This is a genomic window from Shewanella sp. M-Br, from assembly GCF_036245925.1.
Lineage (GTDB): Bacteria > Pseudomonadota > Gammaproteobacteria > Enterobacterales > Shewanellaceae > Shewanella > Shewanella oncorhynchi.
In genome coordinates this window covers 55,762-82,012 of sequence record NZ_BJBV01000007.1, presented here as the reverse complement: position 1 = coordinate 82,012, position 26,251 = coordinate 55,762, and the positions used below count along the sequence as shown (strand labels likewise).

Sequence of the window (26,251 nt, the reverse complement as noted above, 5' to 3'; positions counted from 1 at the left end):
ACATGCGTAAAAACAGGGATCGTAAGCAAAAAAACAAACTAGACCTTTTTGGAAGAAAGGTTTCTTCAAAACGGCTCCAATCAGGCTCATTCTCAAAGTTAACTAGAAAAAAACCTTGGAAAGCACGTAAAGTTGTAAGTGAAATTAGAGTTATTGCACCAAGTATTTTGAATTTTTATAAACCCAAACATTTTGGACCAACTAACACTTTTATTCAAAATTTACAAAAGGCGATAAAGCAAGCTCACAATCAAAAGAATACTAAAGTAAGCATATGTTTTAGAAGTACAAACTTAATTACTGCAGCTGCTGCAATTAGTTTATTTTCAGAAACTGATCGCTCAGTAAAAAAATTTCCTAACGTTAATTTTTCAGTAGTAAAACCACCAAAAACATTACTCTCAAAAAAGGATAGGACCCCTTTCCCCTTGGTTGATTCAGTATTGAATCGACTTGGATTTTATGAACTACTGGGACAACCAAGTAGACACTTAAGAGAGTTAGCTAGTGTAAGATGTTGGAAACATGCAGTAGGTAGAGTTGCTGATGGTGAGGTTGCAGCAAGCTTGATAGAGCAGGCAAAAGAAGCTGGGATAGACACAAACATACTGTATCGAAGCTCACTTGAAGCATTAGCTAATGCAGTAGAACACGCTTATTCTCAAGAAATTGCTTCAAAAGCAGATCTCACTGACAACCGTTGGTGGATGTTTATAGCAATACTTAATGGTAGACTAGTTATACTCATTAGTGACTTAGGTCACGGTATTCCGAACACATTAGAAAAAACACAGCCTCCAGAGGTACTCAGAAAAATTTGGGGACTTCTAGGTGGAAAAGCAACTACAGATTGTAAAATTATTGAAGCTTCAACTTTAGTCAAAAGAACTAGGACTCAGAAGCAAAACAGAGGTAAAGGAGGGAAAGACTTAACTTCTGTTATTGATAGCCATCCTGGTAGCACGTTGACAATTTTTTCTGGCCACGGAGTTTATCAGTACAAAGGTACACATGCTCTCAAAAGGGGCTATGCTTTCGAAACTCGTTCACCGATAAATGGCACAATAGTTGAGTGGTCAATTCCAATAGCCAATGATCTGGATAAGATATGAAAACAGTAACAGTAGCAGAATTTAGCCGATTCCCAGGACCTAGATTTAAAAAACTTGGACCTCATAGCGGTGAAGAGTTCAGAGACGATGTCTTGTTAGTTGAGCTTGCTAGCAATGATGAAGTTCAAGTCGATCTTGATGGTGTATTTGGATATGGATCTTCGTTTTTAGAAGAAGCTTTCGGTGGCTTAGTTCGCAAGGGCGTATCTAAAAATAAGCTGAAATTTCTTATGGATAACCTAAAGTCTGAAGATGATCCTTCATTAATAGAAGAAATAATTGAATATATACAAGATGCTCAACGAGGTAGCTGATGGAAGGTTACTTTTGGGTTGCTTGGATACTAACGATTGTTAGTTGGGGGGCTGTGCCCGTCTTAAATCACAGATTAACAATTTCACGAGATAAACGTTCTGAAAGAAATAAGACAATAGATGCAATTGAGTCTTTATTTGAAAAAATGAATCAAGATTTTTTAACATTTTTAAAAAGTGAAGACTTTCAACTGGATATGTATTACAACTTAATATCAAAGAATCAACAACTCCAATTTCTAGTGAAAAGAGTTATTTCATTTGATAAGAATTTAGTGACGCCCAGTGCAAACATAAGAAAAATCAGAAGATTAACAACTAGTGATGACTTGAAATCTGACAGAAAGATGGAACTTATGCGAGAGCTTCTGGCCGTACAGATTGAGTTATTGCAAAAACTCCCCAAAGTTTTTTGATTTAACCTCCAAGAAACCCCGCAAATGCGGGTTTTTTTATACTTAAATTCACGTTAAAACAACCTAAAACAATTTAAACAACTAAAAACTGTTGACACAAATACAGTTTAAAGTTGTAATGATTCTATCTTTTACAACCAAAGAGTGGAATCATGATACTCACCCATACACCAAGCACCACCAAACAACGCCAGGAACATCGTCTACTGGTCTCAATCCGCTTTGCCGCCGTCTTACACGCTATACGCTATCCAAACAGCAATCCTATGGAGAGCGAACGAGTGCAACAGCGTCTGCAAGACCTAGAACAACATCTTTTTTTTAACAATGCAACTCAGCTATTCCACCAACAGTTTGTCGGCCGTAGTGGCGAACTTGGCCAAGAGTATTCGCTATATGTTGATCCCCGTTCAGGTAAAGCATCAGTCACTAAAGTCTCATCTGAAAACATAAGCCACTTAGCCTTAGCAAGAGCCTAAATGGCGGCATCTGGGCCGGAGCAGGAGACACAATATGTTTTATGTATACGGAATTTCCTTGGGTGTAGCCAAAAAACTTGCGCGGAAAAAATGCAGTACAAGTGTTGGTTATGGTGCTAATCGCCGAGACCTATCACCTACCGAGTACGAACAAAAACTTGAAGAATTGACGTTAGCGAACTTTGAAAAAATGAAACCACAAAAACTCAGTCATTCACTTTCAACGCCAACGCTATGCCAACAATACATTGAGCTTGCGAAAACACAGGAACCCCATAAAGAGCTGCATATTCGTTATAGAAAACCAACAGGGAAAGTACACCCAAAGACTAAAAGGCCACTGTTTTCTTGGGAAGTTTATAACGGAGAACAGCTATGAATTACCTAATCCAAGGTGGTGAATCGTCTAAGCGCCTCAAGCTATTGGTTTCACTCACCCGTATCGACTCGAAGGGAATTTGTGAAGCGTTAGAAGATTATTACGTATTCGGATTTCAAGACTCTGTGGCGATCGCGAGGAATAGCATCGACGCCGGTAACTTCTCCCGAGCCCGTAAACGCCTAGAAAGTGTGGCCGCTACAGTTGAGCGGATAAAAGAAATCGACTGGATTAATAAAGATTTGTCAGTTAACCGACAATAACGGAGAACAACACTATGCAGTTACCAGAACAAGTAAATAACCAGGACATCATCATAGGCTCTGGTTGGATAGTCGCCGTAAAAGATGGCTGGGCCTTACCCGGAGGTGGATTTACCACAAATCGTGCCGTAGCCATTCGAGCCGCCAAAGGTATTCACAGAGTATCCGTTAAGAGATAAAGGACTCATCATGCAACAAATCCTAACAGAGCAAGATCTTGAGGAACTGTCAGGCCATAAACGTGCTTCAGGACAAATTGAATGGCTTGGGCAAATGGGGATTAACTTCTTTATTCGAAAGGACGGCAAACCCAGTGTCACTTGGCACTTTGTTAATAATCCCTATGGCATGAAAGCGAAAGCCGCTGCCAATGATGAACCTGATTTTGGTGCAATGTAATAATGCGTAAACGCAAAGCAGAAGATGCCTGGATGCCACCTAGGGTATACCGCAATAAGGTACGTGGTCAGTATGTAAGTTATATCTATAAGCAAGCTGGTAGTACTAAAACGATCACCCTATGTGGTATCAATGCGAGCCGTGCCGAAGTGTGGGTAGCCTATGAGTCCGCGATTGGTGAACTCAATGCCGTCTATACCATGCGCAGTTTGATCAATGAATACCTAACAAGCACTCACTTTATTGAGTTAGCTCCCCGCACTCAAAAAGATCGAGAACAAGAGCTTGAACGCTTTGGTAAGGTATTTGGCAAAATGCGTCCCGACGCCATTGAGCCACACCATATCCGCACTTATATGGATAAGCGCGGAGTAAGCAGTAAAACACAGGCAAACCATGAGTTAGCCTCTGCCAGTGTGGTATTTGCTTGGGGATATGAGCGCGGCCGATGCAAAAGCAATCCAGCAAAAGGGATTAAAAAGTTTAAGTTAAAAGCGAGAGAGCGTTATATCACCGATGTGGAATATCAGGCTATTTGTGACTGCGCAGAGCTACGCCTACGACTGGCAATAGAGATAAGTTATTTATGTGCTGCTCGTCAGGGAGATGTGATCGACCTGAAATGGTCACAAGTAACAGAGGAAGGATTATTTATTCAGCAAGGTAAAACCGGCAAGCGCCAAATCAAAGGCTGGTCAAATAGGTTAAGAAACATCATCGATGAAGCCAAAAGTTTACAGTCTTGTGTTGCCAGCATTTATGTCATTAATAAAGATAGAGGCGGAAAGCTATCATCCGAAGGTATTCGTTCTTCATGGCGCCGTGCTATTAATAAAATGAAGGAGCAATACCCACATCTAGCAACAGACTTCACTTTTCATGATCTTAAAGCCAAGGGCATTAGTGACTTTGAAGGAACTTTGGCAGAAAAACAACAATTCAGTGGTCATAAGACGTTAGCGCAAGTAAACACTTACGACAGAAGAGTGCCAGTGGTACCCACTTTAGGCGGTAATAAAGGTGAATAGAGATGCGATGAACTGCATATCTTTTTTCAACACTTATTCCAACAAAAAGAAAACGGCTCGCATATTTCTATGCAAGCCGTTGTTTTATTTGGCAGGGGTGGCAGGACTCGAACCCGCAACCATCGGTTTTGGAGACCGCTGTTCTACCAATTGGAACTACACCCCTGTTGACGTGGGGCATTATGCTAAAAGCACCTCCAAAGGTAAAGTACTTTTTATGGCAAAACTCATTAACTGAAGGTTTTTCAAACAAGTTAGGCTATTGCTGTTGATTTAACTGCCACTGAGATTAAAAAGCCATCGCATATTAGCTTAATGGCGTAGTAGATACTTAGTTTAAAGCCCATAGATTAAAGGTAACTAGACTAAATGATCCCACAACAAATCAGTTTGATGACGTCGAATAAGTGTGCCGTTTCGGCCATTTTGAGGTGCTTAAGGGTTAAAGACGCGCATTTATCGAAAAAAGATCTGAGTTCGATTTATAAAATCGGCGTTTTATAGTATAAGCATCGTCAATTTCATACACAGCTCGACGGAACCACTCATGTCTGACAAATTTTTCTTCAAGGGTCGTAAAACCCCCAAGCCGAAGCACGAAAGCTATGGCTACAACACTAAGCGTGCCGCTAAACCGGGTACAGAAGCATTACCATTACAATTAATTGTTGCCGACGAAGCGCGTAAACTCGAAGTTGCCGCGATTGTTGCCGAACACCAGCTGTTCGCCAATATCGAAGTCAATGCCGACGTCGCTGAAGATATTGTTGAATTAGACGGTTTATTAAATAAGCCTAAGACCACGACTTTCGAGAAAAAACCGAATCGTAACGAGCCTTGCGCTTGTGGTAGCGGTCAAAAATTCAAGAAGTGCTGCGGCAAGTAAGCGCTTTCATCAGCGTGATATAGATAGGGACTTTTGCTGTAACGCTTTTGTGCGTCGGGAATCGCCCCTTTTCTCCCCCCTCTTTTTAGTTTCTCTCCCCAAAGCCAATTAATCTTCCAACTTTGAGATAAAAATCCGCTGCAAATCGTTATTCCATAGCTGAATAATTTTGCGGGTCTTTTCTTTATTCCAAAAACATTTACCAAATAAAATTAAACCAGCGCCTTCAAAGCAGCGTTTATCTTCTATTTCAAATTGCGCTAATAATGGTTGCTTTATCCCATCGATAGGAATGCCGATATCTTTACTGTCGGCGGGGTTAAGCCAGCTCATCGTCGGGTCAGTGTGGGATATCGTGCCCCAATACATGTGGGGTTTATTGTCGCTTGGGTCCGCATCGGCAAAATTGACAAACAGGTTCTTCGCCCGCCAACGGTATTTTCGCTCAGCGTCTGTGTATACCCAGAGATCCGATTTTGCTAAATCTGTACCGCGCAATAAACTGTGGAGTAACTTTTCGAGCCCTTGGCTGGGCACTCGTTTTTCAGTGGAATGTTCAGCGGTGTTAACTTGGTAGCCTGTTTTCGACTCTTGTATCCGATCATCCACTGACGGTGCAACAGACACTTTCGATGACTCAGGCATAGAGGACAATTTAGGCGTTGGCTCAGTCTTGCTGCTTAATACCTGTGCAGTCGAAGCTTTGTTTGCAGGCGTATGGCGACGAGGTTTACGGCTAAAATCGATCATTAAGGCATCGGCGTCCACCAGCTGTTGCTGCACTTCGATGGCATCTTGCTCCTCACGGGACTTTTGTGCCGAAGGTTTAAATTCAATGCAATCGGCTTGATGATATCGCGAGCCAAAACAAGCGGCTTTACCGTCTTTTGAGGCTTTACGGAAATATGCTTTACCACCGCAGGCGGGGCAAATTAACCATTGCCGCAAACGCTCGATATCCTCATCGGGTAATTGTTGAAACTTAAAAACACTATAAGTCGTTCTCGCAATTAAATGATCCTCTGTTTCGAGTTCACAAATAGCATCTAACATAGTGTTCTCCTTTATTTTCGACTGCTGGCAATACCGCTATCTATGCCCAAGCATTAATCCCAAAAGTGATAACACTTAACAGAAGCAAGATGCCAAGTACGCGGTAAATCAAACCTAAAGTGCTGGTGCCTTGCGAGCTCGCATCCGAATGTAATGGCATGATTTTAACTTTTGCGGCATCTTGGGTTTTGTGTTTCATTCTGCATCCTTAAAATATTTCGCCAATGGAATTATCAAACTTGAAGGAATTAATAATGCGGCTTTTGCGGCACTTGATGCATGATAAAAGGGTGTCAGTTGAGTGATTAACGCGTTGAAGCATTTGAGTGCGGCCAAGGCATCGGCTGCGGCATAATGAATTTGCGCACTGGATAAAGGCACGTGCTGCCAATTCGATAAGGTGACTTTTTTAGGTTTGTCGATACGTACACCCAAAAGCGCCGCAACTAATTGGCGCGTCCCCATTTCCTTCTCCGCTCCAAGTTGAGCCAGTGCCCAATTTAAATCTAATGTTGAAGCGACATTAATGTCCCATTGCCGCTTGAGAGCTTGTGCATCACTGCGTAAACCAACCCCGACTTTGAGTATGGTTTCATCTTCTAATAAGGCTTTTAACTGGATGAATTGCTCTCCCAGAATGGCATGCTGAAATAAATAACAGGTATTCGCTGTCGCGATTTGGATAAGACTCAAGGGGTGTTGCACGCCGCGCTCAAAGCTTGCACGGGTTTCTGTATCAAAACCTAAGACTTGCTCAACCTGTAATAGTGCCAATACTGCATTAAACTCCGATGGCTCAACCACCTCGATGCGGACATGTTGAAATTCAAAAGCTGCTAACGCTGCAAGTTCAATATCATCAATACGTGTAGTCAAAGCGATACGTTGCTGCAGCCACAAATATGCCCACTGACGCTGCGCTTGAAGCTGAGTTTTAGCTTTAATCGCATTTTCAGCCTCGGCCGATACCCGCTCACTTTTCAGCGGCTCAGTCGAGGCATTGAGGTTATCAAGATAAGCCGTGCCAGCAGCATCCATTGCCGCCATTAACCCATCGGCATCTTTGCCAAACTCTTTACGTAACCAAGCCAGCTTACTCGGGGAGACACAGTACTTCATTAACTTCATTGTGCTCATCCTTGATGGTTGATGCGCGCAGCTAGTTAACTACGCAATTTCTGTATTCCTGTCATCGCAATAAGTGCAACAGCGCCAGCAACGACACCAAATAAGCCATTAAGAATACTTGGCGTCAGCACAGCAAACACAGGTCCAACAACACCAATGGCAGCAACCGCTTGTTCAGCATGGTGGATTTGCTCGCCGACTAGGTGTAGGCCATGAGTTAAAATCCCACCGCCCACCATAAACATGGCTGCCGTGCCAATAATCGTTAAACTTTTCATTAATACGGGAGCTGCGCTCAATAAACCAAAACCTAATTTACGGTTCATTTGAGTTAATACAGAGGCACCTTCACGTTGACTCAAGTACAAACCCGCATCATCCATTTTCACAATCGCCGCCACTAAGCCATACACGCCTATGGTCATGACGATCCCAATGACAGCTAACGTAAAAAACTGTGTCGATAGGGATTTGTCCGCCACGATACCAAGGGTTATTGCAATAATTTCCGCCGATAACACAAAGTCGGTACGAATCGCCCCTTTGACTTTTTCGGCCTCGTAGGCGGCGAAATCTTTAATCTCAGGTAACTCATTCTCTACTTGGGTTTCGTGTTGTTGCTGGCCTTTTCTATGGCTATAACTGTGATGCAGTTTTTCAAACCCTTCGTAACATAAAAACAGTCCACCAAACATTAATAAAGGGGTGACAGCCCAGGGAATAAAAGCACTGATAAGCATTGCTGCTGGTACTAAAATCAACTTATTACGGAATGATCCCTTAGCCACCGCCCACACGACGGGTAATTCACGATCGGCGCTTACGCCCGTCACTTGCTGGGCATTGAGGGCTAAATCATCCCCCAGTACACCCGCGGTTTTCTTTGCCGCCACTTTACTCATTACCGCTACGTCATCCAAAATTGATGCGATATCGTCAAGTAAGGTTAATAAACTCGCGCCTGCCATGCTAAATCCCTCTACAAATCATCTATAAACCATTCTGCTTTTGCCATAGTAGCTTAGTTAGATTAGTTGCGTATAGCGAAATGCTTTCCAACTTAACTGCTTAAGTTACTTACGTTATTGGGACTGCTTGCTAATGTGAAAATGCCTGCAATCTAGATCACACCCACGGTGGAATTGCGCCACATTATTTATCGGAAAAGAGTATACTAAGCCCAGAATTTTTTACTCATTTGCCGTTACAGGATGTCAACATGACTCAAGATGAAATGAAAAAAGCTGCCGGTTGGGCCGCACTTAAGTACGTTGAAAAAGACAGCATTGTTGGTGTTGGTACGGGTTCGACTGTGAATCACTTTATCGATGCACTGGCGACCATGAAAGCCGATATCGAAGGCGCAGTCTCTAGCTCTGAGGCATCAACTCAGAAAATGAAAGCGCTGGGTATTCCCGTTTATGACTTAAACAGCGTCGATCGTTTATCTGTCTATGTGGACGGTGCCGATGAAATCAACGACCGCATGGATATGATTAAAGGTGGCGGCGCGGCATTAACTCGCGAGAAAATTGTCGCGGCTGTGGCTGAGAAGTTTATCTGTATCGTGGATAACACTAAGCAAGTCAACATACTAGGCGAATTTCCACTACCCGTAGAAGTCATTCCGATGGCACGCTCTTATGTGGCGCGTCAACTCGTTAAACTTGGCGGCGATCCTGTGTACCGTGAAGGCGTTGTTACCGATAACGGCAACGTGATCCTCGATGTGTACAATCTTAAGATCCTTAATCCAAAAGAATTAGAAAGTCAGATCAATGAGATAGTCGGTGTAGTGACTAACGGTCTGTTTGCCAAACGCGGTGCGGATGTGTTACTCGTTGGCACCCCTGATGGCGTAAAAACCTTTACCGCCAAATAAGTTCTGCGTTTAAAGAATCCATCGCAGTCACAAGGCTGCTGATTATAAAAATGCACAGTAAAAAATACGCTGTAAAAATGCCAGCCACTTTATTCAAAGGGCTGGCATTTTTTATGGTTCTATTTAGGGTTCAATGTTATCTGACTCAGCAGCCCATCGCAGACAGCTTATATCAAACGCTTGGCTTACCAAGCTCTGGCAACTAGACCTTTTAAGTAGAATCCTTCTGGGAAGGCGCTACCGATAGGGTGATCGCTCGCTTGGCTTAAGCGTTCGATAAACTGGATTTCACGTTTCGCATCGAGCGCAGCATCGGCCACGATTTTTTGGAACAGATCCGCAGGCATTAATCCTGAGCAAGAGAAGGTCAATAACACGCCACCCGGATTCAACAACTGCAATGCAATCATGTTGATGTCTTTATAACCACGGCAAGCCCCGTTTAACTGTGCCTTGTTATCGGCAAACTTAGGCGGGTCGAGCACAATCACATCAAAGGTTTTGCCTTCATCACGGTACTGGCGCAGCAACTTGAACACATCGGCTTCGTTGTAATGCACATTGTCATCACTCAAACCGTTCACTTGCATATTGAGGCGCGCTGTCGCCAAGGCAAGAGAAGACACATCGACGTTTTCAATACTGGCAGCACCTGCTTTCGCAGCGTACAAACCAAAGGTGCCTGTGTAGCAGAAACAGTTCAATACCGATTTATCTTTCACGAAACGGGCGGCAATGGCGCGGTTATCACGTTGATCGAGATAGAAACCTGTCTTATGGCCTTTAATGACATCGACGGCGATCTTGATGCCGTTCTCTTCGATAATCACCGGCATTTCAGGCAGAGTGCCGTGCAGTAAACCGGTAACTGGCAGCAGGCCTTCTTTCTTACGGGAATCCACATCGGAACGCTCATAGATAGCACAATCTGGATATTGCTCAGCCAATAGCTCGACTAAGGTATCGCGCCATAAATCAGCACCTGTGCTCAGTAACTGGCACACCAACACATTGGCATATCTGTCGATGGTAATCCCAGGTAAACCATCGGACTCAGCAGCCACTAAACGGTAACCCGTTAAGCCTTGCTCGCGGATTAAATCGTTACGGCCGATTTGCGCCCGCTGTAAACGTCTGGCAAAAAACGCGCGATCAATTTCTTCTTCGCGATCGAAAGTCCAAATCCGCACTTGAATTTGCGACTCAGGCGACCAAGCACCACGACCTAACCAATGACCATCATGCGCGACCACATCGACTGTCTCACCCGCTTCAGGTTTTCCCTTAATGTTATGAATAGCATTGGAAAATACCCAAGGATGGCGACGCTCGAGTGACTTCTCGCGGCCGGGTTTAAGTTTGATTCTGATAGCCATAGTTGCCTTTAAAAATAGGGCCGCCACTAAAAAAGGGCTGCTGTCTAAAAATGGGAAACGGATGATATACCCAATGCCACCTAAGTGCGAGTACCGAACACGCCGCAGCGCTTATTTACCATCATCCACGGGTGGCCGATCATACCTTATTTTAACGGTTAATTCTGAATGATCTTCATGCGAAATGATGTTGGAATGGTTAATGAAACAACGCTAACAAAACCGTAAAGACAACTGACATGATTTGAAATAAGACGAATTAATCAGTGAACACGAGAACTTAGCTACGTAGCGCTAACTCAACAATGACGGGCGCATGGTCAGTACTGTAGGCGTCGCGTTCATATTCAGGTCTGACTAAGTGTCTATCGCAGGTCTGATAATCTACGACTTGCGCTAAACTGCGGCCATGGCTCGCATCAAACTCACTCGAAAGCAAAATATAATCCAGCACTGAACCTTTAGGGCCATAGTAATGGGTCGCCGCTCTGTGTTCCCTATGGTAAGCGGTATTGCCCGTCAAACTGTCCCTCAAGTTCGCTTCAATAAATAACTCATAGGCATCCTTAAGTTGATACTGAGCAAACACTGCCTCTAACGCCGCATCCGATAAATGCCCAAGGCCAGCGGCTTTAATGTCATTACTGTGGATACTCTCGCCCTGTATCGTTAACGCATCTAAGGCGCCCATTGTCAGACTGTCATTAAAGTCCCCCATCACGATAACGGGATGTTTAGATTCTTGCCTGCGTACCAATATGCCATTGAATAATAATGCTGCTTCTGCGCCGCGCTGCATGGTAGATGCCCAGCGGCCTAAGGCTTGCTCTGTGAGTAATTGGGTTTCTGAATGCAGTTTCATGCTCGCTGCGGGCGCTAAATTATCTAAACTAAGTGGCTGATGTCCGAGAGGTTGATGTTCAAATAGCTTAGGCTCGAGCGCTAATCCGGCACGTTTTGACTTAAAGTGCACCACATAATAGTCACACTTGCCGATATGTGGCACTTCAACGGTTGCGCGCAGCACCTTACGGCTAAAGGCAAATTCACTCGATAATCCCATGGCTGCCACTAAACGCGCATCAGGTTCAACACTGCTGATTTCCACTATGGGATAACGGGAGGCAAGCGCGACCACAGGGCTGCGATAAATGTAATCACTGATTAGAGTTGGCTCATCAACGACCGCAAAATACCCTAGACCTTGCTCGCGAGCGATTCGTTTGAGCGGTTCAGGGCTAAACACTTCTTGAAATCCCACAATATCGGGCTGGCGATGGGCGAGAAACTCACTCAACCACTGACACTTTTTCTGCCATTGCCCATGGCTATAGATATTTTCAAAATCATAGTAAGCCAAAGGCGGCTCAATAAAGTTAAACAGATTGATACTGGCGATCTTGATATTCGCGGTGCATTTATGATCGATAGGTGCAGCCATTGATTCCAACTCATCGATATTGTGTGCCACAGCTTAATACCCCCAAAATCTGAATACAGCAAACTCTCTTAATCTGACTTAATCTGACTTAATCTGAGTGAGCACAATGACTCACCGCAGGCACGACAAGGGTATACCCGAAGTGCACTAATGCCAAATCCCCATTATGGATAAAGTGCTAACTCATCTCTGGCGACTCAAACACAGCTTACTGAGATAAGTCATACCGTTAAAAACCACAATTCAATATCACAGTTAAATCCGACAACAAAAATCAACCGCCACCAGCCAAAAAACAAACAATCACATAACAATGAATGGTGCGCAAAACCACCAGCACTCCCAACAAAATCACGCAAACCCAAGAATGATCATAAAATTAACTTTTCCTTAAAGTGTAAATTCAAACAAAAACATATGTAATAACATGTGCGGTTGACTTTACATTTCAGTCCCTTAGAATGTGGCGACTTTAATCATTGCGGAGACCCACTGTGGGCACACACATAAGCGACAGTAGATGCCCTGTCCAAAAGACAGGATTTAACGCCTAGCACTAGCCCGCAATATTTGCTGCTACCTGCTAAGCAGGGTAGTAGTGTGAACCATTCTTCACTCAGCCTCCCCCAAAATATCAATCACAGACAATAAGCCTGAGCCTATGGCTGCGCTTTAGCAATTCCAGCATTTTGCTGGGGTTCAGTTATGTGTATTTATTGCATCTCAAAGCAAGTTTTTTGCCTCAGTGGACTTCGTTTTCCCTATGGATTTACATCTATGGGTTTACATCTGAGGAGCCTAAATATGGCTTACATAAACAACACATCAATTTTGCGATCTTTATCCTGCGCAAGTATCAGCTTGTACTACAGCATGAGTGCGGCGGCATCCCATCTCGAAGTGGATGATCCTGCCCTCGCAGAGCGCTGTGAATTAGAAATGGGCTGGCAACAACCTAGGTCGGATCATGCTCGTCCACAATTAAACGCGGCCACGACTTGCAGCCGCAATCAATGGGAATGGCATTTAGGATTAGCGTCCAATGCCAATGACGATATTCGTGGGGATCAAGCAGAAGTCGGCATTAAGCTACCGCTCAACTTAAACTCCCACTCAGATCCAGAGCAGCAACAGGATGATTGGCACAGCGCACTGGTAATCAACTTGCAGAAAAACCTCGATGCCAGTAACGAATTAGCCACCGAAGTCTTCGGCATTTTTGGCAAAACCTTAGGCGATTCTGATGTCAGTCTCTATGCCAATTTAGGTTTTACCCATGAATTTAATCAATCAACCCAATTACTTGTGGGTATCGCGGCGGCGTATGAACTCAGTAGTCATTATCGCGTGATAGCCGAGATTTATCAAAAAGAATTGAGCGAGACTACCTATCAGTTCGCTTATCAACACACACCGCAACAACAGCTACAGCTGGAATTGAGCTTAGGCAATGCCCTTCGTGGCAACGCGCTGCAACTTGGCGCAGACATCACCTTTTACTTTGGTCACTAGATCGTTGAGAGAATGAACTATGAACATGAATAACAGCACAAACAACACTAAAAAAATCATCCATAACCTGCAAATGATTATCGAGCAACGCAGTGCCAGCGCCATGGCTGAATTAGCCGAAAAACGCCACCCTGCCGATATTGCAGCCGTATTTAACGTCTTTAATCAAGCTCAACAAGTCCTATTATTGCAACTGGCCTCACCTAAGGTTTGCGCCAATTTGTTTCGCTATCTGACCGATGAATTGCAGGCGAGCTTAGTACAGCAATTAGATAAAACTACGCTATCTGCGCTGCTGGTTCACATGGCAGCAGATGAACGTGCCGATCTCTATAATCTGCTCGATGAAACCCAGCAAGCGGCGATTTTACCTGCGCTAGCATTGGCCAAACGGGAAGATATGCGCACCCTCGCCGCCTATGATAAAGCTAAAGTCGGCGCGGTCATGACTTCGGATTACACCTTGCTCAATAGCCGCCATACTGCGGCAGAAGCCATTGATACCCTACGCACTGAGGCCGCTGATAAGGAAACCATTTATCAAACCTATGTGGTGGACATGTTAGGTCGCTTGATTGGTACTGTGTCTTTAAGACAGCTATTGCTGGCGCAACCGCACGAGCGAGTGGTCGATTTTATGAAGCCCGATCCCGTCGCGCTCGATGCCAATGCCTTTCGCGAAGAAGCGGTGCAGATGATCGCCCATTACGACTTGATGGCGCTGCCTGTAGTCAATGGCAAAGGCCAGCTTGTCGGTATTGTCACCTATGATGATGCTATGGATATTGCCAGCTCACAGGCGGATCTTGAGTTCACAAAAACTGCCGCCATCGGTAATATTGACCATAACCTTAAGACCGCCAGCATAGGCTTACTCTACCGCAAGCGCGTGGTTTGGCTGGTGATTTTGGTTTTTGGTAATATTTTCTCGGGAGCGGGGATCGCCTTTTTCGAAGACACCATTGCCAGTTATGTATCCTTAGTCTTCTTCCTACCTCTGCTGATCGATAGCGGCGGCAATGCGGGATCACAATCGGCGACCTTAATGGTACGCGGCCTAGCCACAGGGGAAGTGGTTCTCAAGGATTGGTTATCTATGCTAGGGCGCGAGTTATTTGTCGCCGGATTATTAGGAGCCAGCATGGCAGTTGCAGTGTCCTTGCTAGGATTTTGGCGCGGCGGACCTGAAATCGCGCTAGTTGTGGCACTCACAATGCAAATTGTGGTGATTATTGGCAGCTTGATTGGTATGTCTCTGCCTTTCTTACTGAGCAAGTTAAAGATGGACCCTGCGGCCGCTAGTGCGCCACTCATCACCTCCATCGCCGATATCATAGGTGTGCTCGTGTATTTCAGCATAGCCACTGTGGTGCTCGACTTACCTATGCCATAAACCTAAGACCTCAAAGTGAACCAAGCTAAGTTAACCTTAGCGTGGTTCACTTATCATTCGATAGTGCTAACCCATTTATGACAAAGCATAAAAGCTTCAATAACCTTAAAAAAATTAAGAATAAAGCTTAAAGATCAGTTAATATTTCCACACCTGAATCGTTTTACTTTTTATTAACATTGCAGTATTTACCGCTGAGCCCAGTCACAGTAAGTCGATAAGCAATAGTGATAGTCCTAGCGACTTGAGAGGTTTTATATGTGGTTTAATTCCCAGCTCAAAGCTGAAAACCAAGCGCTTAAAGAGCGACTCATCCAACTAGAACGCCAACACCAAAATGAAATAGATGAACTGCGTGGCATGATCCGTGAAAATGAAACTATGCAGCAACAGTCGCGCCAAAATGCAGACCACTACACTGAAGTGATCGCCTGCCAAAACCAAGGCGGAGATATGCTTAATGCCGTGCGCGAAGGCTTAGCCAGCAGTGCCGAATTACTCTCTGCGGAAAAAGAATCACTGTCTGAACTCAATCACGTTTTTGATCAAACCCGTGTGGCCATTGCCAATTTAGGCACTAGAGCGACTTATATTAATGATCAAGCATCGAACAGCATGAAAGCTGTCACAGAACTCGATGCTACAACCTCTTCAATCAATCAATTTGTCGCGGCAATTCAAGGAATTTCAGAACAAACAAACTTGCTGGCATTGAACGCCGCCATTGAAGCCGCCCGTGCAGGCGAAGCGGGACGGGGGTTTGCCGTGGTGGCCGATGAAGTGCGCCAGCTTGCAAGCAAAGCCCATGAAGCCAGTAGCCATATTGAAAAGCTCGTGAAACAAATCGTCGCACAAGCAGCTGAGATTAAAGAAATTGTTCATAACAATCAAAGCAGTGCCGTTGATGTAGCCACCTCCTCAACCCAAATTGGTCAAGTCGTTGAAGATGTCCTGCAACGCTCAAAACAAATGCAGCACGTTATCCATAACGCAGCCACAGCGTCATTCTTGAATACCACTAAGCTCGACCACGCAGTCTGGAAAAGTAGCGTTTATCAATTAATTGAAAAACCACAGCATAACCACAATGTGAACTCACACACTGAGTGCCGCCTAGGGCAATGGTATTTCAAAGGATTTGGTGCCGAGAATTATCAGCATTTAAGTAACTTCAAAGCATTAGATGCACCACATAAAGCGGTACACGAGGCAGGAAAAGCGGCGCTCAATGCGAGACAAAAAGGTAATTTGCCTGAGATGGTCAAACAACTGCACTCAATGGAAGACGCCAGTATGCGTGTTGTGCATTGCATTGATAACCTTATGCGTGATGTATATCGAGCGTGATATATAGGCACAGAAAGATAAGCTATCGCCCATAAATAAGCCTACCTAAGAGCGCCATACAAGCGCTCTTTTTTTATCGTTCAAAACGGTATAGTAAATTTAATCTTAGAAAATGAACCCCTAGCTATACTTGATTTAAACACAGCCTTCATCTTTAATCGTTTCAAGAGCAAGCAGTGAGACTCAATTATAACATTCTAATTTTTAGGGTTATTAATGAAATTAGTCACAAGTTTATTCCTATCACTCACCCTTAGCAGCGCATTTTCTCTTCGCGCGCAGCCGCTCAACATCTATACCGAAGAATGGTCACCAATCAGCTTTTCTGTCGATGGCAAACCCGATGGTTTAGCTGTACAGGTAGTACAAGAAATTCAAAAGCGCATAAACAACCCAGATCCAATCAAGGTCGTACCTTGGGCTCGCGGCTGGAAAATGCTGACCGAGCAACCTAATACTGTGTTGTTTACTATGACGCGCACAGCAGAAAGGGAGCAAATGTTTACTATGATTGGGCCTGTTGCTGTCGGCACGACTAATTTTTATGCCTTAAAAAATAGCGGTATAAAAATAACCACTATAGAGGATGCAAAGACAGCTAAGGCAATTGGTGTCTATCGTGCCTCGGTGGAAGAACGCCTATTGCTCGAACTGGGATTTACAAATGTTGCGGCCTCATCCGAACCCTTATTGAGTGCAAAACAATTGATGAAGCAACGTGTCGATCTTTGGTGTAATGCCAATCTCACCGCGCCGAGTATTCTGTCGGATGCGGGCGCGAGCATTGATGATGTAGAGTCGCTCTTCACGATTAGTGCTAATCATCTTTACATTGCCTTCTCACAAGGCACGCCCAATGATGTGATCGAACAGTGGAAAAACAGCCTAGAAGCGATAAAAGCAGATGGCACCTTCGCAACGATTTACCGTACTTGGCTCCCCAACGATGCGCCGCCCATGAAGACCGAACGTATCGGGTTTAGCAACTAAACCCATTGCTCTAAATTCTACGTGCTAAGTGATGAATGCTGAGAGCTAAACTCTATTGCTCTTTTAAAAGCGCTTAAAAAGGACACTCACAAACCCAGTCGATACGCTCACCCGTGATAGGATGATTAAACGCTAAGCGGGTCGCATGCAGCATTAATCTGCTGCTCGTGGTATTAGTGATATCAGCTTCATCTGCATCAGCCTTATCAGTCACGCACTCACCCACGCCGCCGTAAAGATCGCACCCCAGTATTGAGTGACCCAATTGCTGACTGTGGATCCGCAGTTGATGGGTTCGGCCAGAAACAGGGATAAATTCGACCCGCGTGGCGAAAGGTTCGGTTAATCGTTCCAGCACCTGATATTCACTGATCGCAACTTTGCCTGTGCTATGGCAGATCTTCTGCAGTGGGAAATGCTCAACATCTTTAGCGATCGGCAGATTAATCACCCCGCTGTCAGCGGCTAAATGCCCGTGGAGCAAGGCGGTATAGCGCTTCTCAACCGTGCGCGCCTGAAACTGCTTTGTCAGCAAACCATTCACGCTTTTATTCAGCGCCACCAGCATGATGCCCGAAGTGCCAAAATCGAGTCTGTGCAACAAAGTGGCCGTTGGGAAATCCTGCACTAAACGATAATGCACCGAGTCGAGATTCAGCGGATTCTTCCCCGACAAACTCAATAATCCGCTTGGCTTATCAATCAGTAGAATATCGTTATCTTGATAAAGCACGCGTATTTGCCCGAGGCAAGGCGGCGCAATAAAAGTATCGACTTTGGCAAGGCTATCGGCTGGCGCAGACATAGTTTTCTCAGGCAACATAAGTAGGTGAAAAGTAGATCAATGGGCGATCACAACAAGCTAAACCATTCAGTAAAACAGACTAATAAACTTAGCAAAACAGATATAGCCTAAATAATAAGGCCGCATAACCTAAGTTATGCGGCCCTCTAATTAACGACATTAACGCTGTGGCTTATTTAGCCAATACGCGCAGATGCAGTTCTTGTACTGACGTCACGTTAGTACGATCATCGGCGGCATGGGCCATACAAGTGGCGAATGCAGCATTCATGGTCGTCGTGTAGTTAACTTTGTAACGCAGTGCACCGCGGCGCAATTGACGAGAATCTTCAATCGCTTGGCGACCTTCGGTAGTGTTCACGATATAAGTGTATTCACCATTCTTGATGCGATCGAGAATGTGTGGACGCCCTTCGTGCACTTTGTTCACTAAACGTGGGTTGATACCCGCTTCGCCTAGGATAACCGCAGTACCATGAGTCGCATCGATTTGGTAACCGAGCTCAATTAACTTAGCCGCTAAATCGGCAACGCGTTTCTTATCGCTGTTACGCACAGACAATAATGCACGACCCGACTTAGGCACCTCAGAAGTCGCACCTAACTGCGCCTTAGCATAGGCTTCGGCGAACGTATCGCCCACGCCCATGACTTCACCGGTAGAGCGCATTTCAGGGCCTAACAGTGGGTCAACACCCGGGAACTTATTAAAGGGCAACACCACTTCTTTCACTGAGTAGAAAGGTGGGATCACTTCTTTAGTGAAGTTTTGCGACGTTAAGCTTTGACCCGCCATCACACGCGCGGCAATCTTAGCCAAAGGCACACCGGTCGCTTTAGACACGAATGGCACAGTACGGGCAGCACGTGGGTTAACTTCAATCATATAGATTTCGTTATCTTTCACGGCGAACTGTACGTTCATCAAGCCAACAACACCGAGTTCCATCGCCAACTTGCCGACTTGAACGCGCATGCGATCTTGGATTTCTTGGCTTAGCGTGTATGGCGGCAGCGAACAACCTGAGTCACCAGAGTGAACACCCGCTTGTTCGATATGCTCCATAATCGCGCCAATCACCACGATTTCACCGTCACATACTGCGTCGATATCCACTTCAATCGCATCATCTAAGAAACGATCGAGCAATACTGGCGACGCGTTCGATACGCTCACGGCTTCGTTGAAGTAACGCAGCAAATCTTGCTTGTCGTAAACGATTTCCATCGCGCGGCCGCCCAGTACATAGGATGGACGCACAACTAGCGGATAACCGATACGCTCAGCGGCAATCACAGCACCTTCAACCGTAGTCACGGTATCGTTTTCAGGCTGCTTCATCTCTAAGCGTTGAATCGCTTGCTGGAAACGCTCACGGTCTTCGGCGCGGTCGATGGCATCTGGGCTAGTACCAATGACAGGTACACCAGCGGCTTCTAAGGCACGGGCCAATTTCAATGGTGTTTGACCGCCGTACTGCACGATAACGCCCTTTGGCTTCTCGATACGGACGATTTCTAATACGTCTTCCAGTGTGACGGGTTCGAAGTACAAACGATCTGATGTGTCGTAGTCGGTTGAAACGGTTTCAGGGTTACAGTTCACCATGATGGTTTCATAACCGTCTTCACGTAGCGCTAACGCCGCATGCACACAGCAATAATCGAACTCAATACCTTGACCGATACGGTTTGGCCCGCCACCTAACACCATGATTTTGTCACGGGTCGATGGGTTAGCTTCACATTCTTCTTCATACGTTGAGTACATGTAAGCCGTGTCCGTCGCAAACTCGGCCGCACAGGTATCCACACGCTTATAGACTGGGTGCAGGTCGAACTTATCACGCAGCTTACGCACTTCGGCTTCGTTCACGCCTAATACATCAGCCAAACGCGCATCGGCAAAACCTTTACGCTTCAGCTTACGCAGTAAGTCGATATCCAGACCCGCCAGACCCGCTTCAGCGACAACACCTTCGAGCTGAACCAGCTCTTCGATTTGCACGAGGAACCAAGGGTCGATATTGGTCAGTTTAAAGATTTCATCTAAGCTCAGCCCCGCACGCATCGCATCGGCTATGTACCAAATACGGTCGCAACCAGGCTCTTTCAGCTCGTGGCGAATACGCGACATCGCCTCAGGTTTAGACATATCTGTGACGGGATCTAGGCCGTTACGACTAACCTCTAAACCACGTAATGCTTTTTGCAGTGACTCTTGGAAAGTACGGCCAATCGCCATCACTTCACCCACAGACTTCATCTGTGTGGTTAAGCGGTCATTCGCGCCGGCAAACTTTTCAAAGTTAAAGCGTGGCACTTTAGTCACAACGTAATCGATAGCAGGCTCGAATGATGCTGGCGTACGACCGCCAGTAATGTCGTTCATCAGCTCATCAAGGGTGAAACCGACCGCTAACTTAGCAGCGATTTTCGCAATCGGGAAACCCGTTGCTTTTGATGCTAATGCTGAAGAGCGCGATACACGTGGGTTCATCTCGATAATAACCATACGGCCATCTTTCGGGTTGATACCAAACTGTACGTTCGAACCGCCGGTCTCAACCCCAATCTCACGCAGTACGGCCATAGAGGCGTTACGCATGATTTGGTATTCTTTATCAGTCAGGGTTTGCGCGGGTGCAACAGTAATAGAGTCGCCCGTGTGCACGCCCATAGGATCGAAATTTTCGATGGCGCAGACGATAATGCAGTTATCGTTGCGGTCACGGACCACTTCCATCTCGTATTCTTTCCAACCGATCAGTGATTCGTCGATCAGCAGTTCACTCGTTGGCGATAACTCTAAGCCCTGTGAACAGATCTCTTCGAACTCTTCCCTGTTGTAAGCGATACCGCCGCCTGAGCCACCCATAGTAAAGGATGGGCGGATAATGCAAGGGAAACCCACTTGATCAAGTACGCCATAAGCTTCGTCCATATTGTGGGCAATGCCCGCGCGTGGACAGTCAAGACCAATACTTTTCATCGCTTTATCAAAGCGGCTACGGTCTTCAGCTTTATCGATAGCATCGGCAGTCGCGCCAATCATCTCGACGTTAAATTCTTTCAGTACGCCTTTGGCTTCAAGTTCTAATGCGCAGTTCAGTGCGGTTTGGCCGCCCATGGTTGGCAGAATCGCATCTGGGCGTTCTTTAGCAATAATGTTACGGACCACTTCCCAGTGAATCGGCTCGATATAAGTGGCATCGGCCATTTCTGGATCAGTCATAATGGTGGCAGGGTTAGAGTTCACCAGAATGACACGGTAGCCTTCTTCACGCAGCGCTTTACACGCTTGTGCGCCAGAATAGTCAAATTCACATGCCTGACCAATCACGATTGGGCCGGCGCCTAGGATAAGAATACTCTTTATATCTGTACGTTTTGGCATTGCTTCTCTCTTCTCCTAGCTAGCGTACTACTTGGCGTTCTGACGGTATATGTCGATTAGCTCGATAAAGTGATCGAACAGCGGGGCGGCATCGTTCGGGCCTGGGCTCGCTTCAGGGTGACCTTGGAAGCTGAACGCGGGCTTGTCCGTGAGATGGATACCTTGGAGTGAACCATCAAACAGCGACTTATGCGTCACCTTAATGTTGGCGGGTAAGGTCGTTTCATCGGCAGCAAAACCGTGGTTTTGGCTGGTGATCATCACGTTACCTTTCTCGATATTGCTCACTGGGTGGTTTGCACCGTGGTGACCAAACTTCATCTTCAAGGTTTTTGCACCTGAGGCCAGTGCGAGTAGCTGATGACCTAAACAGATACCGAAAATCGGCGTGTCGGTTTTCAGAATTTGTTGAATCGCTTCAATCGCGTAATCGCATGGCTCTGGATCGCCAGGGCCGTTCGAAAGGAACACACCATCGGGATTCATCGCTAACACTTCGGCGGCTGAAGTTTTAGCTGGCACTACGGTAACGTCACAACCGCGGTCCACTAACATACGCAGAATATTTTGCTTAACGCCGTAGTCGTAGGCTACTACTTTGTATTTAAGCTCATTTGCTGGCGTATCTTCTGGTAAGCCGCCCACTAAACGCCAGCTACCTTTACGCCATGGATAGGCAGTTTTAGTCGTGACTTCTTTAGCGAGATCCATGCCTTTTAAACCGGGGAAAGCTTTGGCAGCGGCGAGCGCTTTTGCTTCGTCTAAGTCTGCACCAGCCATAATACAACCGGCTTGAGCACCTTTTTCACGGAGAATACGAGTTAACTTGCGGGTATCGATATCTGCTATGCCAACGACATTGTTCGCTTTGAGATAATCACTTAAGCTTTGTTGATTACGGAAACTACTTGCGATGAGCGGAAGATCACGAATGATAAGACCACAAGCGTGAACCCCATCGGATTCAATATCTTCATCATTGGTACCAGTGTTGCCTATGTGTGGGTAGGTTAATGTTACAATCTGGCGTGAGTAGGATGGATCAGTTAAAATTTCTTGGTATCCTGTCATGGAAGTGTTAAAAACAACTTCACCAACAGAGAGACCATCGGCACCAATTGCTGTGCCAGAGAATACAGTTCCATCTTCGAGTACGAGTAAGGCAGACTTTGTCAACGCGACCTCCATAAAGAGCCAAGCCACTGAAATATAATGTTTTTATGTTATGTTAAGATACCAATTTCCGCTAATTTACGAAATTTTGACAAATTCCAGCGAGTTTACAGTAAAAACGCGAAACCGTCCACCCACTGGTAACTGGGTGCAAAAAAAAACGCCATATCGGCGTTTTTAATATTAATGCAAACCTAAAACCTGCTGCATATCATACAAGCCCGGCTTTTGCTCCACGAGCCAGTGCGCGGCACGCATAGCACCATTAGCAAAGGTCATACGACTCGAAGCTTTATGGGTGATCTCTAAACGCTCACCGATATCGGCAAACATGGCCGTGTGTTCACCGACTAAATCACCGGCACGAATGGTCGCAAAACCGATAGTTTCACGGTCACGTTCACCCGTGATCCCTTCGCGGCCATATACGGCACATTTTTCAAGATCGCGACCTAAGGTCTTAGCAATCACTTCACCCATTTTCAGGGCTGTACCCGACGGCGCATCTTTTTTATGTCTGTGGTGACCTTCGATAATTTCGATATCCGTGTAATCACCCATGACTTCGGCAGCCAGTTCGAGCAATTTCCACATCAGGTTGACACCCACAGACATATTCGGCGCCATCACTACCGGCGTTTGCTCGGCAAAGGCATTGATCTGTTCTTTTTGAGCATGATTGAAACCGGTTGTGCCAATCACCATTGCTTTCTTATGGCGCACACACCAATCTAAATGGACAATACTGGCGTCTGGCGCAGTGAAATCAATCAAGACATCAAAATCATCGGTCGCGTAATCCAGCGAATCCATGATCATGACCTTTAATTTACCCACACCAGCTAGCTCACCCGCATCCACGCCCACTAAACTAGAGCCAGCGCGCTCAATAGCGGCACCCAGCAATATATGGTCGTGATTGTAAGCCGCTTCAATAAGAGTGCGTCCCATACGACCACCGGCACCGACGATTGCCACTCTCACTTGTCCACTCATTTCAATCTCCTCAATCTTTCTTTGTCTTCCATAAGAAAACGCCTAAGACAGGCTTAGGCGTTTTTTCAATATTAGATTATATCTAATAATTCAACTTCGAATACCAAAGTTGAATAAGGAGGAATCGATGCCCCCGCGCCGCGCTCACCGTAAGCTAAGTGATGTGGCACAAATAATTTCAACTTAGTGCCTACTGGCATCAGTTGCAGTGCTTCAGTCCAGCCAGCGATAACGCCAGAAACTGGGAACTCAGCAGGTTGGCCACGAACTACAGAGCTGTCGAACACATCACCATTGATGAAAGAACCATGGTAGTGAGTACGAACAGTATCTTCGTAAGTTGGAGTAACACCGTCACCTTGGACTAATACTTCGAACTGCAGACCAGAGTCAGTCACAGTCACGCCATCACGCTTAGCATTTTCAGCTAAGAAGGCATCGCCTTCAGCAGACGCAGCAGCAGCAGCTTGCTCTTGAGCAGCTTGAATACGACCGCTAATTTCAGTGAAAGCAACTTGCAGATCTTGCATAGACACAGCACTTTCTAAACCGGCAAACGCATCGGCTAAACCCGCTTGAACGGCTGGAATATCCACACCATCAAAAGAATTGGCGGCCAGTTGCTCACCCATTTGACGGCCTACACCGTAGCTTGCTTGCTGTTCAACAGTACTGAATTTATCAGACATAATTAACGACTCTCAATTATCAGTGGAATTTTGCGCGCCAGTTTACCATAGTTCAGCGAGCTATGCTGATAAACTGACTGCTTATTTAACTAAGGAGGCTTTTTTACACACTTATTGCGTATTTATCCAAAAGCATAAATAGGTTAAGGACACGTATCTCTGCGCAAACGACAGCGAACACTCACCAAACGGGTACTTAGATCTTAAATAGATTTCAGCTTATTTCGGCGCCACACATTGATTCTTCACCTGCGCTTTAGCACTGGCATAAAGTGGCTGCATCTGTGCTTGCAATTGTTGTAGCTGAGCAATGCGATTACTGTTCGATGGATGGGTCGATAATAACTCCGGCCCTTGGCTACCGCCCACCTTCGACATATTCTGCCATAACTCAACACTCTGAGCCGGATTGAAACCCGCTCGAGCCATTAACTCTACGCCCATGATATCGGCTTCGCTCTCTTGGGCACGGCCAAAGGGCAGAATAACCCCTACCTGAGCACCGAGTCCTAACGCCGACATATATAAGTCGCGATTCGACACACCACTCGCCCCTAACGCCGCATCGGCAATCTGCATTCCAACGCCCGTTAACTGTCCACGGGAAACCTGCTCATTACCGTGCTGCGCCAACACATGCGCGACTTCGTGACCGAGCACAGTGGCAAGCTGATCTGGTCCCTTAGCGACCTTAAGCAATCCGGTATAAACCCCAATATGCCCACCCGGCAGAGCAAAAGCGTTAACTTGTTCTGAGTCAAACAAAACCACATCCCAGCGCTGGGTTTGGTCCGGCAGCACTGCAGTAATACGATTAGCGACACAATTGACGTATTGCGTCAGCTTTTTATCACTACTCACTTTTTGCTGTTTTTTCATTTCCTCGAAGGAGGAATCGCCCATCTGCTGCATTTGCGCCGCTGAATACAACAAGGTCTGCCCTCGCCCCGTTGGCGATTGCGTGGTCGCACAGGCCGATAATCCGAGCGCAACCGCCATTCCCACTAAGCCTAAACGCATTGATTTCATGTGGCACTCCTTAAATCCCATGACGGGCGTGAAGATCTTTGAGCCAACAGGGGCTCAACTAATGGAAAGATTTTACTGAGATAGACAAGATAAGCCAAATAGAGAGACACTGGCGGCGCGCGTTAGCGATACTTTGCACCTAAAGGGAATTAATACTCCTCCTTTAACAAGGCATAGAGGAACTCATCGCCCCACGCGCCTTTAAAGAAGATGTTTTTCACATAATGGGCTTCACGCCTAAAGCGGAGTTTTTCGAGTAAGCGACAGCAGGCAAGATTTTGTGCATCGGTGATGGCAATGACTCTATGCTTATGCAGTTCAATAAAGAGGTAATCCAGCAATGCGCTGACGGCCTCAAAAGCAACCTGTTTACCTTGATGTTCAGGCGCAATCGTAAAGCCAATTTCCACCTGCTGCTCATCAATAAAGTACAGCGCCAGATCGCCAACTAATTGGGTTGGTGTAGTTCCCAACGCGCCAGTAACAATCGCAAGCTGAAACCAAGTACCAACCGCACCAAATTGTGCATAATCCATCTTCTCGAACAACGCGAGTGCATCGCTATAGCTGTAATCCGTCCAGCTTTGATATTTAGCGACCTTAGGGTTGGCTCGATAGGTGGTAAAAGCCTCAAGATCCGCTCGCTGGAATGGCCTAAGAACAAAGTGCTCAGTCGTTAAACCGTTATTCACCACTTTATGAAGTGCTTTGCTTAACGCCAATGTCGATCCCATGACTTAGTTCCTTAATGTAAATAAGTCACT

At 45.8% G+C, this 26,251-nt stretch carries 28 protein-coding genes and 1 tRNA gene; 15 read left to right on the top strand and 14 right to left on the bottom strand.

The features are described 5' to 3' along the window. Window positions 1–2 precede the first annotated feature (2 nt). The 9 genes from AAA952_RS07520 to AAA952_RS07480 all read left to right on the top strand — a co-directional run bounded on the left by AAA952_RS07520 (window position 3) and on the right by AAA952_RS07480 (window position 4,390). Window positions 3–1,112: an ATP-binding protein gene (locus AAA952_RS07520; protein WP_338255755.1), complete on the top strand. Its 1,110-nt coding sequence runs from the start codon at window positions 3–5 to the stop codon at window positions 1,110–1,112. Beyond that, window positions 1,109–1,426: an STAS-like domain-containing protein gene (locus tag AAA952_RS07515; protein WP_338255753.1), complete on the top strand. Its 318-nt coding sequence runs from the start codon at window positions 1,109–1,111 to the stop codon at window positions 1,424–1,426. Before AAA952_RS07520 ends, AAA952_RS07515 begins: the two co-directional genes overlap by 4 nt. Further along, the gene (locus AAA952_RS07510) at window positions 1,426–1,842 is read left to right on the top strand and encodes a hypothetical protein (protein WP_338255751.1); all 417 of its coding nucleotides are present in this window, start codon (window positions 1,426–1,428) and stop codon (window positions 1,840–1,842) included. Before AAA952_RS07515 ends, AAA952_RS07510 begins: the two co-directional genes overlap by 1 nt. Window positions 1,843–1,994: 152 nt before the next feature. Next, window positions 1,995–2,321, top strand: a complete 327-nt coding sequence (locus AAA952_RS07505; RefSeq protein WP_338255749.1) for a hypothetical protein — start codon at window positions 1,995–1,997, stop codon at window positions 2,319–2,321. 34 nt (window positions 2,322–2,355) lie between these two features. Further along, on the top strand, window positions 2,356–2,700 hold the full coding sequence (locus AAA952_RS07500; protein ID WP_330149481.1) for a hypothetical protein: 345 nt from the start codon (window positions 2,356–2,358) through the stop codon (window positions 2,698–2,700). Further along, window positions 2,697–2,963, top strand: coding sequence for an adhesin biosynthesis transcription regulatory family protein (locus AAA952_RS07495; protein ID WP_263161723.1), 267 nt, complete (start codon window positions 2,697–2,699; stop codon window positions 2,961–2,963). Before AAA952_RS07500 ends, AAA952_RS07495 begins: the two co-directional genes overlap by 4 nt. A 14-nt stretch (window positions 2,964–2,977) precedes the next feature. Then, window positions 2,978–3,142 carry a hypothetical protein gene (locus tag AAA952_RS07490; RefSeq protein WP_338255741.1) on the top strand — a complete coding sequence of 55 codons (165 nt, stop codon included), beginning with the start codon at window positions 2,978–2,980 and terminating at the stop codon, window positions 3,140–3,142. A 10-nt stretch (window positions 3,143–3,152) separates the two neighbouring features. Then, a complete protein-coding gene (locus AAA952_RS07485) occupies window positions 3,153–3,362 on the top strand; it encodes a DUF4224 domain-containing protein (RefSeq protein ID WP_220054842.1) in 210 nt (69 codons plus the stop codon). A 2-nt stretch (window positions 3,363–3,364) separates the two neighbouring features. Then, window positions 3,365–4,390, top strand: a complete 1,026-nt coding sequence (locus tag AAA952_RS07480; RefSeq protein WP_338255737.1) for a tyrosine-type recombinase/integrase — start codon at window positions 3,365–3,367, stop codon at window positions 4,388–4,390. 89 nt (window positions 4,391–4,479) lie between these two features. Here AAA952_RS07480 and AAA952_RS07475 read toward each other — a convergent pair. Further along, a tRNA-Trp gene (locus tag AAA952_RS07475) sits at window positions 4,480–4,556 on the bottom strand. 381 nt (window positions 4,557–4,937) lie between these two features. On the opposite strand from AAA952_RS07475, the gene AAA952_RS07470 reads away from it, so the two are divergent. Continuing rightward, window positions 4,938–5,276: a PBPRA1643 family SWIM/SEC-C metal-binding motif protein gene (locus tag AAA952_RS07470; protein WP_263178946.1), complete on the top strand. Its 339-nt coding sequence runs from the start codon at window positions 4,938–4,940 to the stop codon at window positions 5,274–5,276. A 108-nt stretch (window positions 5,277–5,384) separates the two neighbouring features. Here the strand turns inward: AAA952_RS07470 and AAA952_RS07465 are convergent, their stop codons facing one another. The 4 genes from AAA952_RS07465 to AAA952_RS07450 are packed head-to-tail and all read right to left on the bottom strand — an operon-like array spanning window position 5,385 to window position 8,425. After that, window positions 5,385–6,329: a hypothetical protein gene (locus AAA952_RS07465; RefSeq protein ID WP_338255733.1), complete on the bottom strand. Its 945-nt coding sequence runs from the start codon at window positions 6,327–6,329 to the stop codon at window positions 5,385–5,387. A gap of 40 nt (window positions 6,330–6,369) precedes the next feature. Then, window positions 6,370–6,528 carry a hypothetical protein gene (locus AAA952_RS07460; RefSeq protein ID WP_219251175.1) on the bottom strand — a complete coding sequence of 53 codons (159 nt, stop codon included), beginning with the start codon at window positions 6,526–6,528 and terminating at the stop codon, window positions 6,370–6,372. Further along, window positions 6,525–7,457, bottom strand: a complete 933-nt coding sequence (locus tag AAA952_RS07455) for a 3'-5' exonuclease (protein ID WP_338255729.1) — start codon at window positions 7,455–7,457, stop codon at window positions 6,525–6,527. The genes AAA952_RS07460 and AAA952_RS07455 overlap by 4 nt, the downstream gene beginning before the upstream one ends. A gap of 35 nt (window positions 7,458–7,492) precedes the next feature. Beyond that, window positions 7,493–8,425 (bottom strand): DUF808 domain-containing protein, encoded by a 933-nt coding sequence (locus AAA952_RS07450; protein ID WP_105251669.1) that lies wholly within the window; start codon window positions 8,423–8,425, stop codon window positions 7,493–7,495. Window positions 8,426–8,676: 251 nt separating this feature from the next. On the opposite strand from AAA952_RS07450, the gene rpiA reads away from it, so the two are divergent. Further along, window positions 8,677–9,339 (top strand): ribose-5-phosphate isomerase RpiA, encoded by a 663-nt coding sequence (gene rpiA, locus AAA952_RS07445; RefSeq protein ID WP_263140033.1) that lies wholly within the window; start codon window positions 8,677–8,679, stop codon window positions 9,337–9,339. A gap of 185 nt (window positions 9,340–9,524) precedes the next feature. Here the strand turns inward: rpiA and AAA952_RS07440 are convergent, their stop codons facing one another. Together AAA952_RS07440 and AAA952_RS07435 are read right to left on the bottom strand one after the other, a co-directional pair. Then, window positions 9,525–10,715: a class I SAM-dependent rRNA methyltransferase gene (locus AAA952_RS07440; protein ID WP_011788387.1), complete on the bottom strand. Its 1,191-nt coding sequence runs from the start codon at window positions 10,713–10,715 to the stop codon at window positions 9,525–9,527. A gap of 280 nt (window positions 10,716–10,995) precedes the next feature. Continuing rightward, entirely contained in the window at window positions 10,996–12,186 is a 1,191-nt protein-coding gene (locus AAA952_RS07435) for an endonuclease/exonuclease/phosphatase family protein (protein ID WP_338255718.1), read from the bottom strand. Window positions 12,187–12,960: 774 nt separating this feature from the next. Between AAA952_RS07435 and AAA952_RS07430 the strand changes: the two genes are divergently transcribed. The 4 genes from AAA952_RS07430 (at window position 12,961) to AAA952_RS07415 (ending at window position 17,398) form a co-directional block, all read left to right on the top strand. Further along, window positions 12,961–13,668 carry a hypothetical protein gene (locus AAA952_RS07430; protein WP_338255716.1) on the top strand — a complete coding sequence of 236 codons (708 nt, stop codon included), beginning with the start codon at window positions 12,961–12,963 and terminating at the stop codon, window positions 13,666–13,668. 19 nt (window positions 13,669–13,687) lie between these two features. Then, entirely contained in the window at window positions 13,688–15,061 is a 1,374-nt protein-coding gene (gene mgtE, locus AAA952_RS07425; protein WP_338255714.1) for a magnesium transporter, read from the top strand. Window positions 15,062–15,319: 258 nt separating this feature from the next. Further along, entirely contained in the window at window positions 15,320–16,408 is a 1,089-nt protein-coding gene (locus AAA952_RS07420; protein ID WP_198571774.1) for a methyl-accepting chemotaxis protein, read from the top strand. A 216-nt stretch (window positions 16,409–16,624) separates the two neighbouring features. Next, a complete protein-coding gene (locus AAA952_RS07415) occupies window positions 16,625–17,398 on the top strand; it encodes a substrate-binding periplasmic protein (protein WP_338255711.1) in 774 nt (257 codons plus the stop codon). A gap of 73 nt (window positions 17,399–17,471) precedes the next feature. Here the strand turns inward: AAA952_RS07415 and AAA952_RS07410 are convergent, their stop codons facing one another. The 7 genes from AAA952_RS07410 to AAA952_RS07380 all read right to left on the bottom strand — a co-directional run bounded on the left by AAA952_RS07410 (window position 17,472) and on the right by AAA952_RS07380 (window position 26,221). Continuing rightward, window positions 17,472–18,203, bottom strand: coding sequence for an RluA family pseudouridine synthase (locus tag AAA952_RS07410; protein ID WP_338255709.1), 732 nt, complete (start codon window positions 18,201–18,203; stop codon window positions 17,472–17,474). Between the two features lie 172 nt (window positions 18,204–18,375). Further along, the gene (carB, locus tag AAA952_RS07405; protein WP_105251663.1) at window positions 18,376–21,600 is read right to left on the bottom strand and encodes a carbamoyl-phosphate synthase large subunit; all 3,225 of its coding nucleotides are present in this window, start codon (window positions 21,598–21,600) and stop codon (window positions 18,376–18,378) included. Between the two features lie 27 nt (window positions 21,601–21,627). Beyond that, on the bottom strand, window positions 21,628–22,788 hold the full coding sequence (gene carA / locus AAA952_RS07400) for a glutamine-hydrolyzing carbamoyl-phosphate synthase small subunit (RefSeq protein WP_113941188.1): 1,161 nt from the start codon (window positions 22,786–22,788) through the stop codon (window positions 21,628–21,630). Between the two features lie 168 nt (window positions 22,789–22,956). After that, window positions 22,957–23,769, bottom strand: a complete 813-nt coding sequence (dapB, locus tag AAA952_RS07395) for a 4-hydroxy-tetrahydrodipicolinate reductase (protein WP_006082785.1) — start codon at window positions 23,767–23,769, stop codon at window positions 22,957–22,959. A gap of 71 nt (window positions 23,770–23,840) precedes the next feature. Further along, window positions 23,841–24,458, bottom strand: coding sequence for an FKBP-type peptidyl-prolyl cis-trans isomerase (locus AAA952_RS07390; protein WP_338255702.1), 618 nt, complete (start codon window positions 24,456–24,458; stop codon window positions 23,841–23,843). 219 nt (window positions 24,459–24,677) lie between these two features. After that, complete coding sequence (locus AAA952_RS07385) at window positions 24,678–25,487, bottom strand: M48 family metallopeptidase (protein WP_028759303.1); 810 nt, start codon at window positions 25,485–25,487, stop codon at window positions 24,678–24,680. A 149-nt stretch (window positions 25,488–25,636) separates the two neighbouring features. Further along, on the bottom strand, window positions 25,637–26,221 hold the full coding sequence (locus AAA952_RS07380) for a GNAT family N-acetyltransferase (RefSeq protein ID WP_338255699.1): 585 nt from the start codon (window positions 26,219–26,221) through the stop codon (window positions 25,637–25,639). Window positions 26,222–26,251 lie beyond the last annotated feature (30 nt).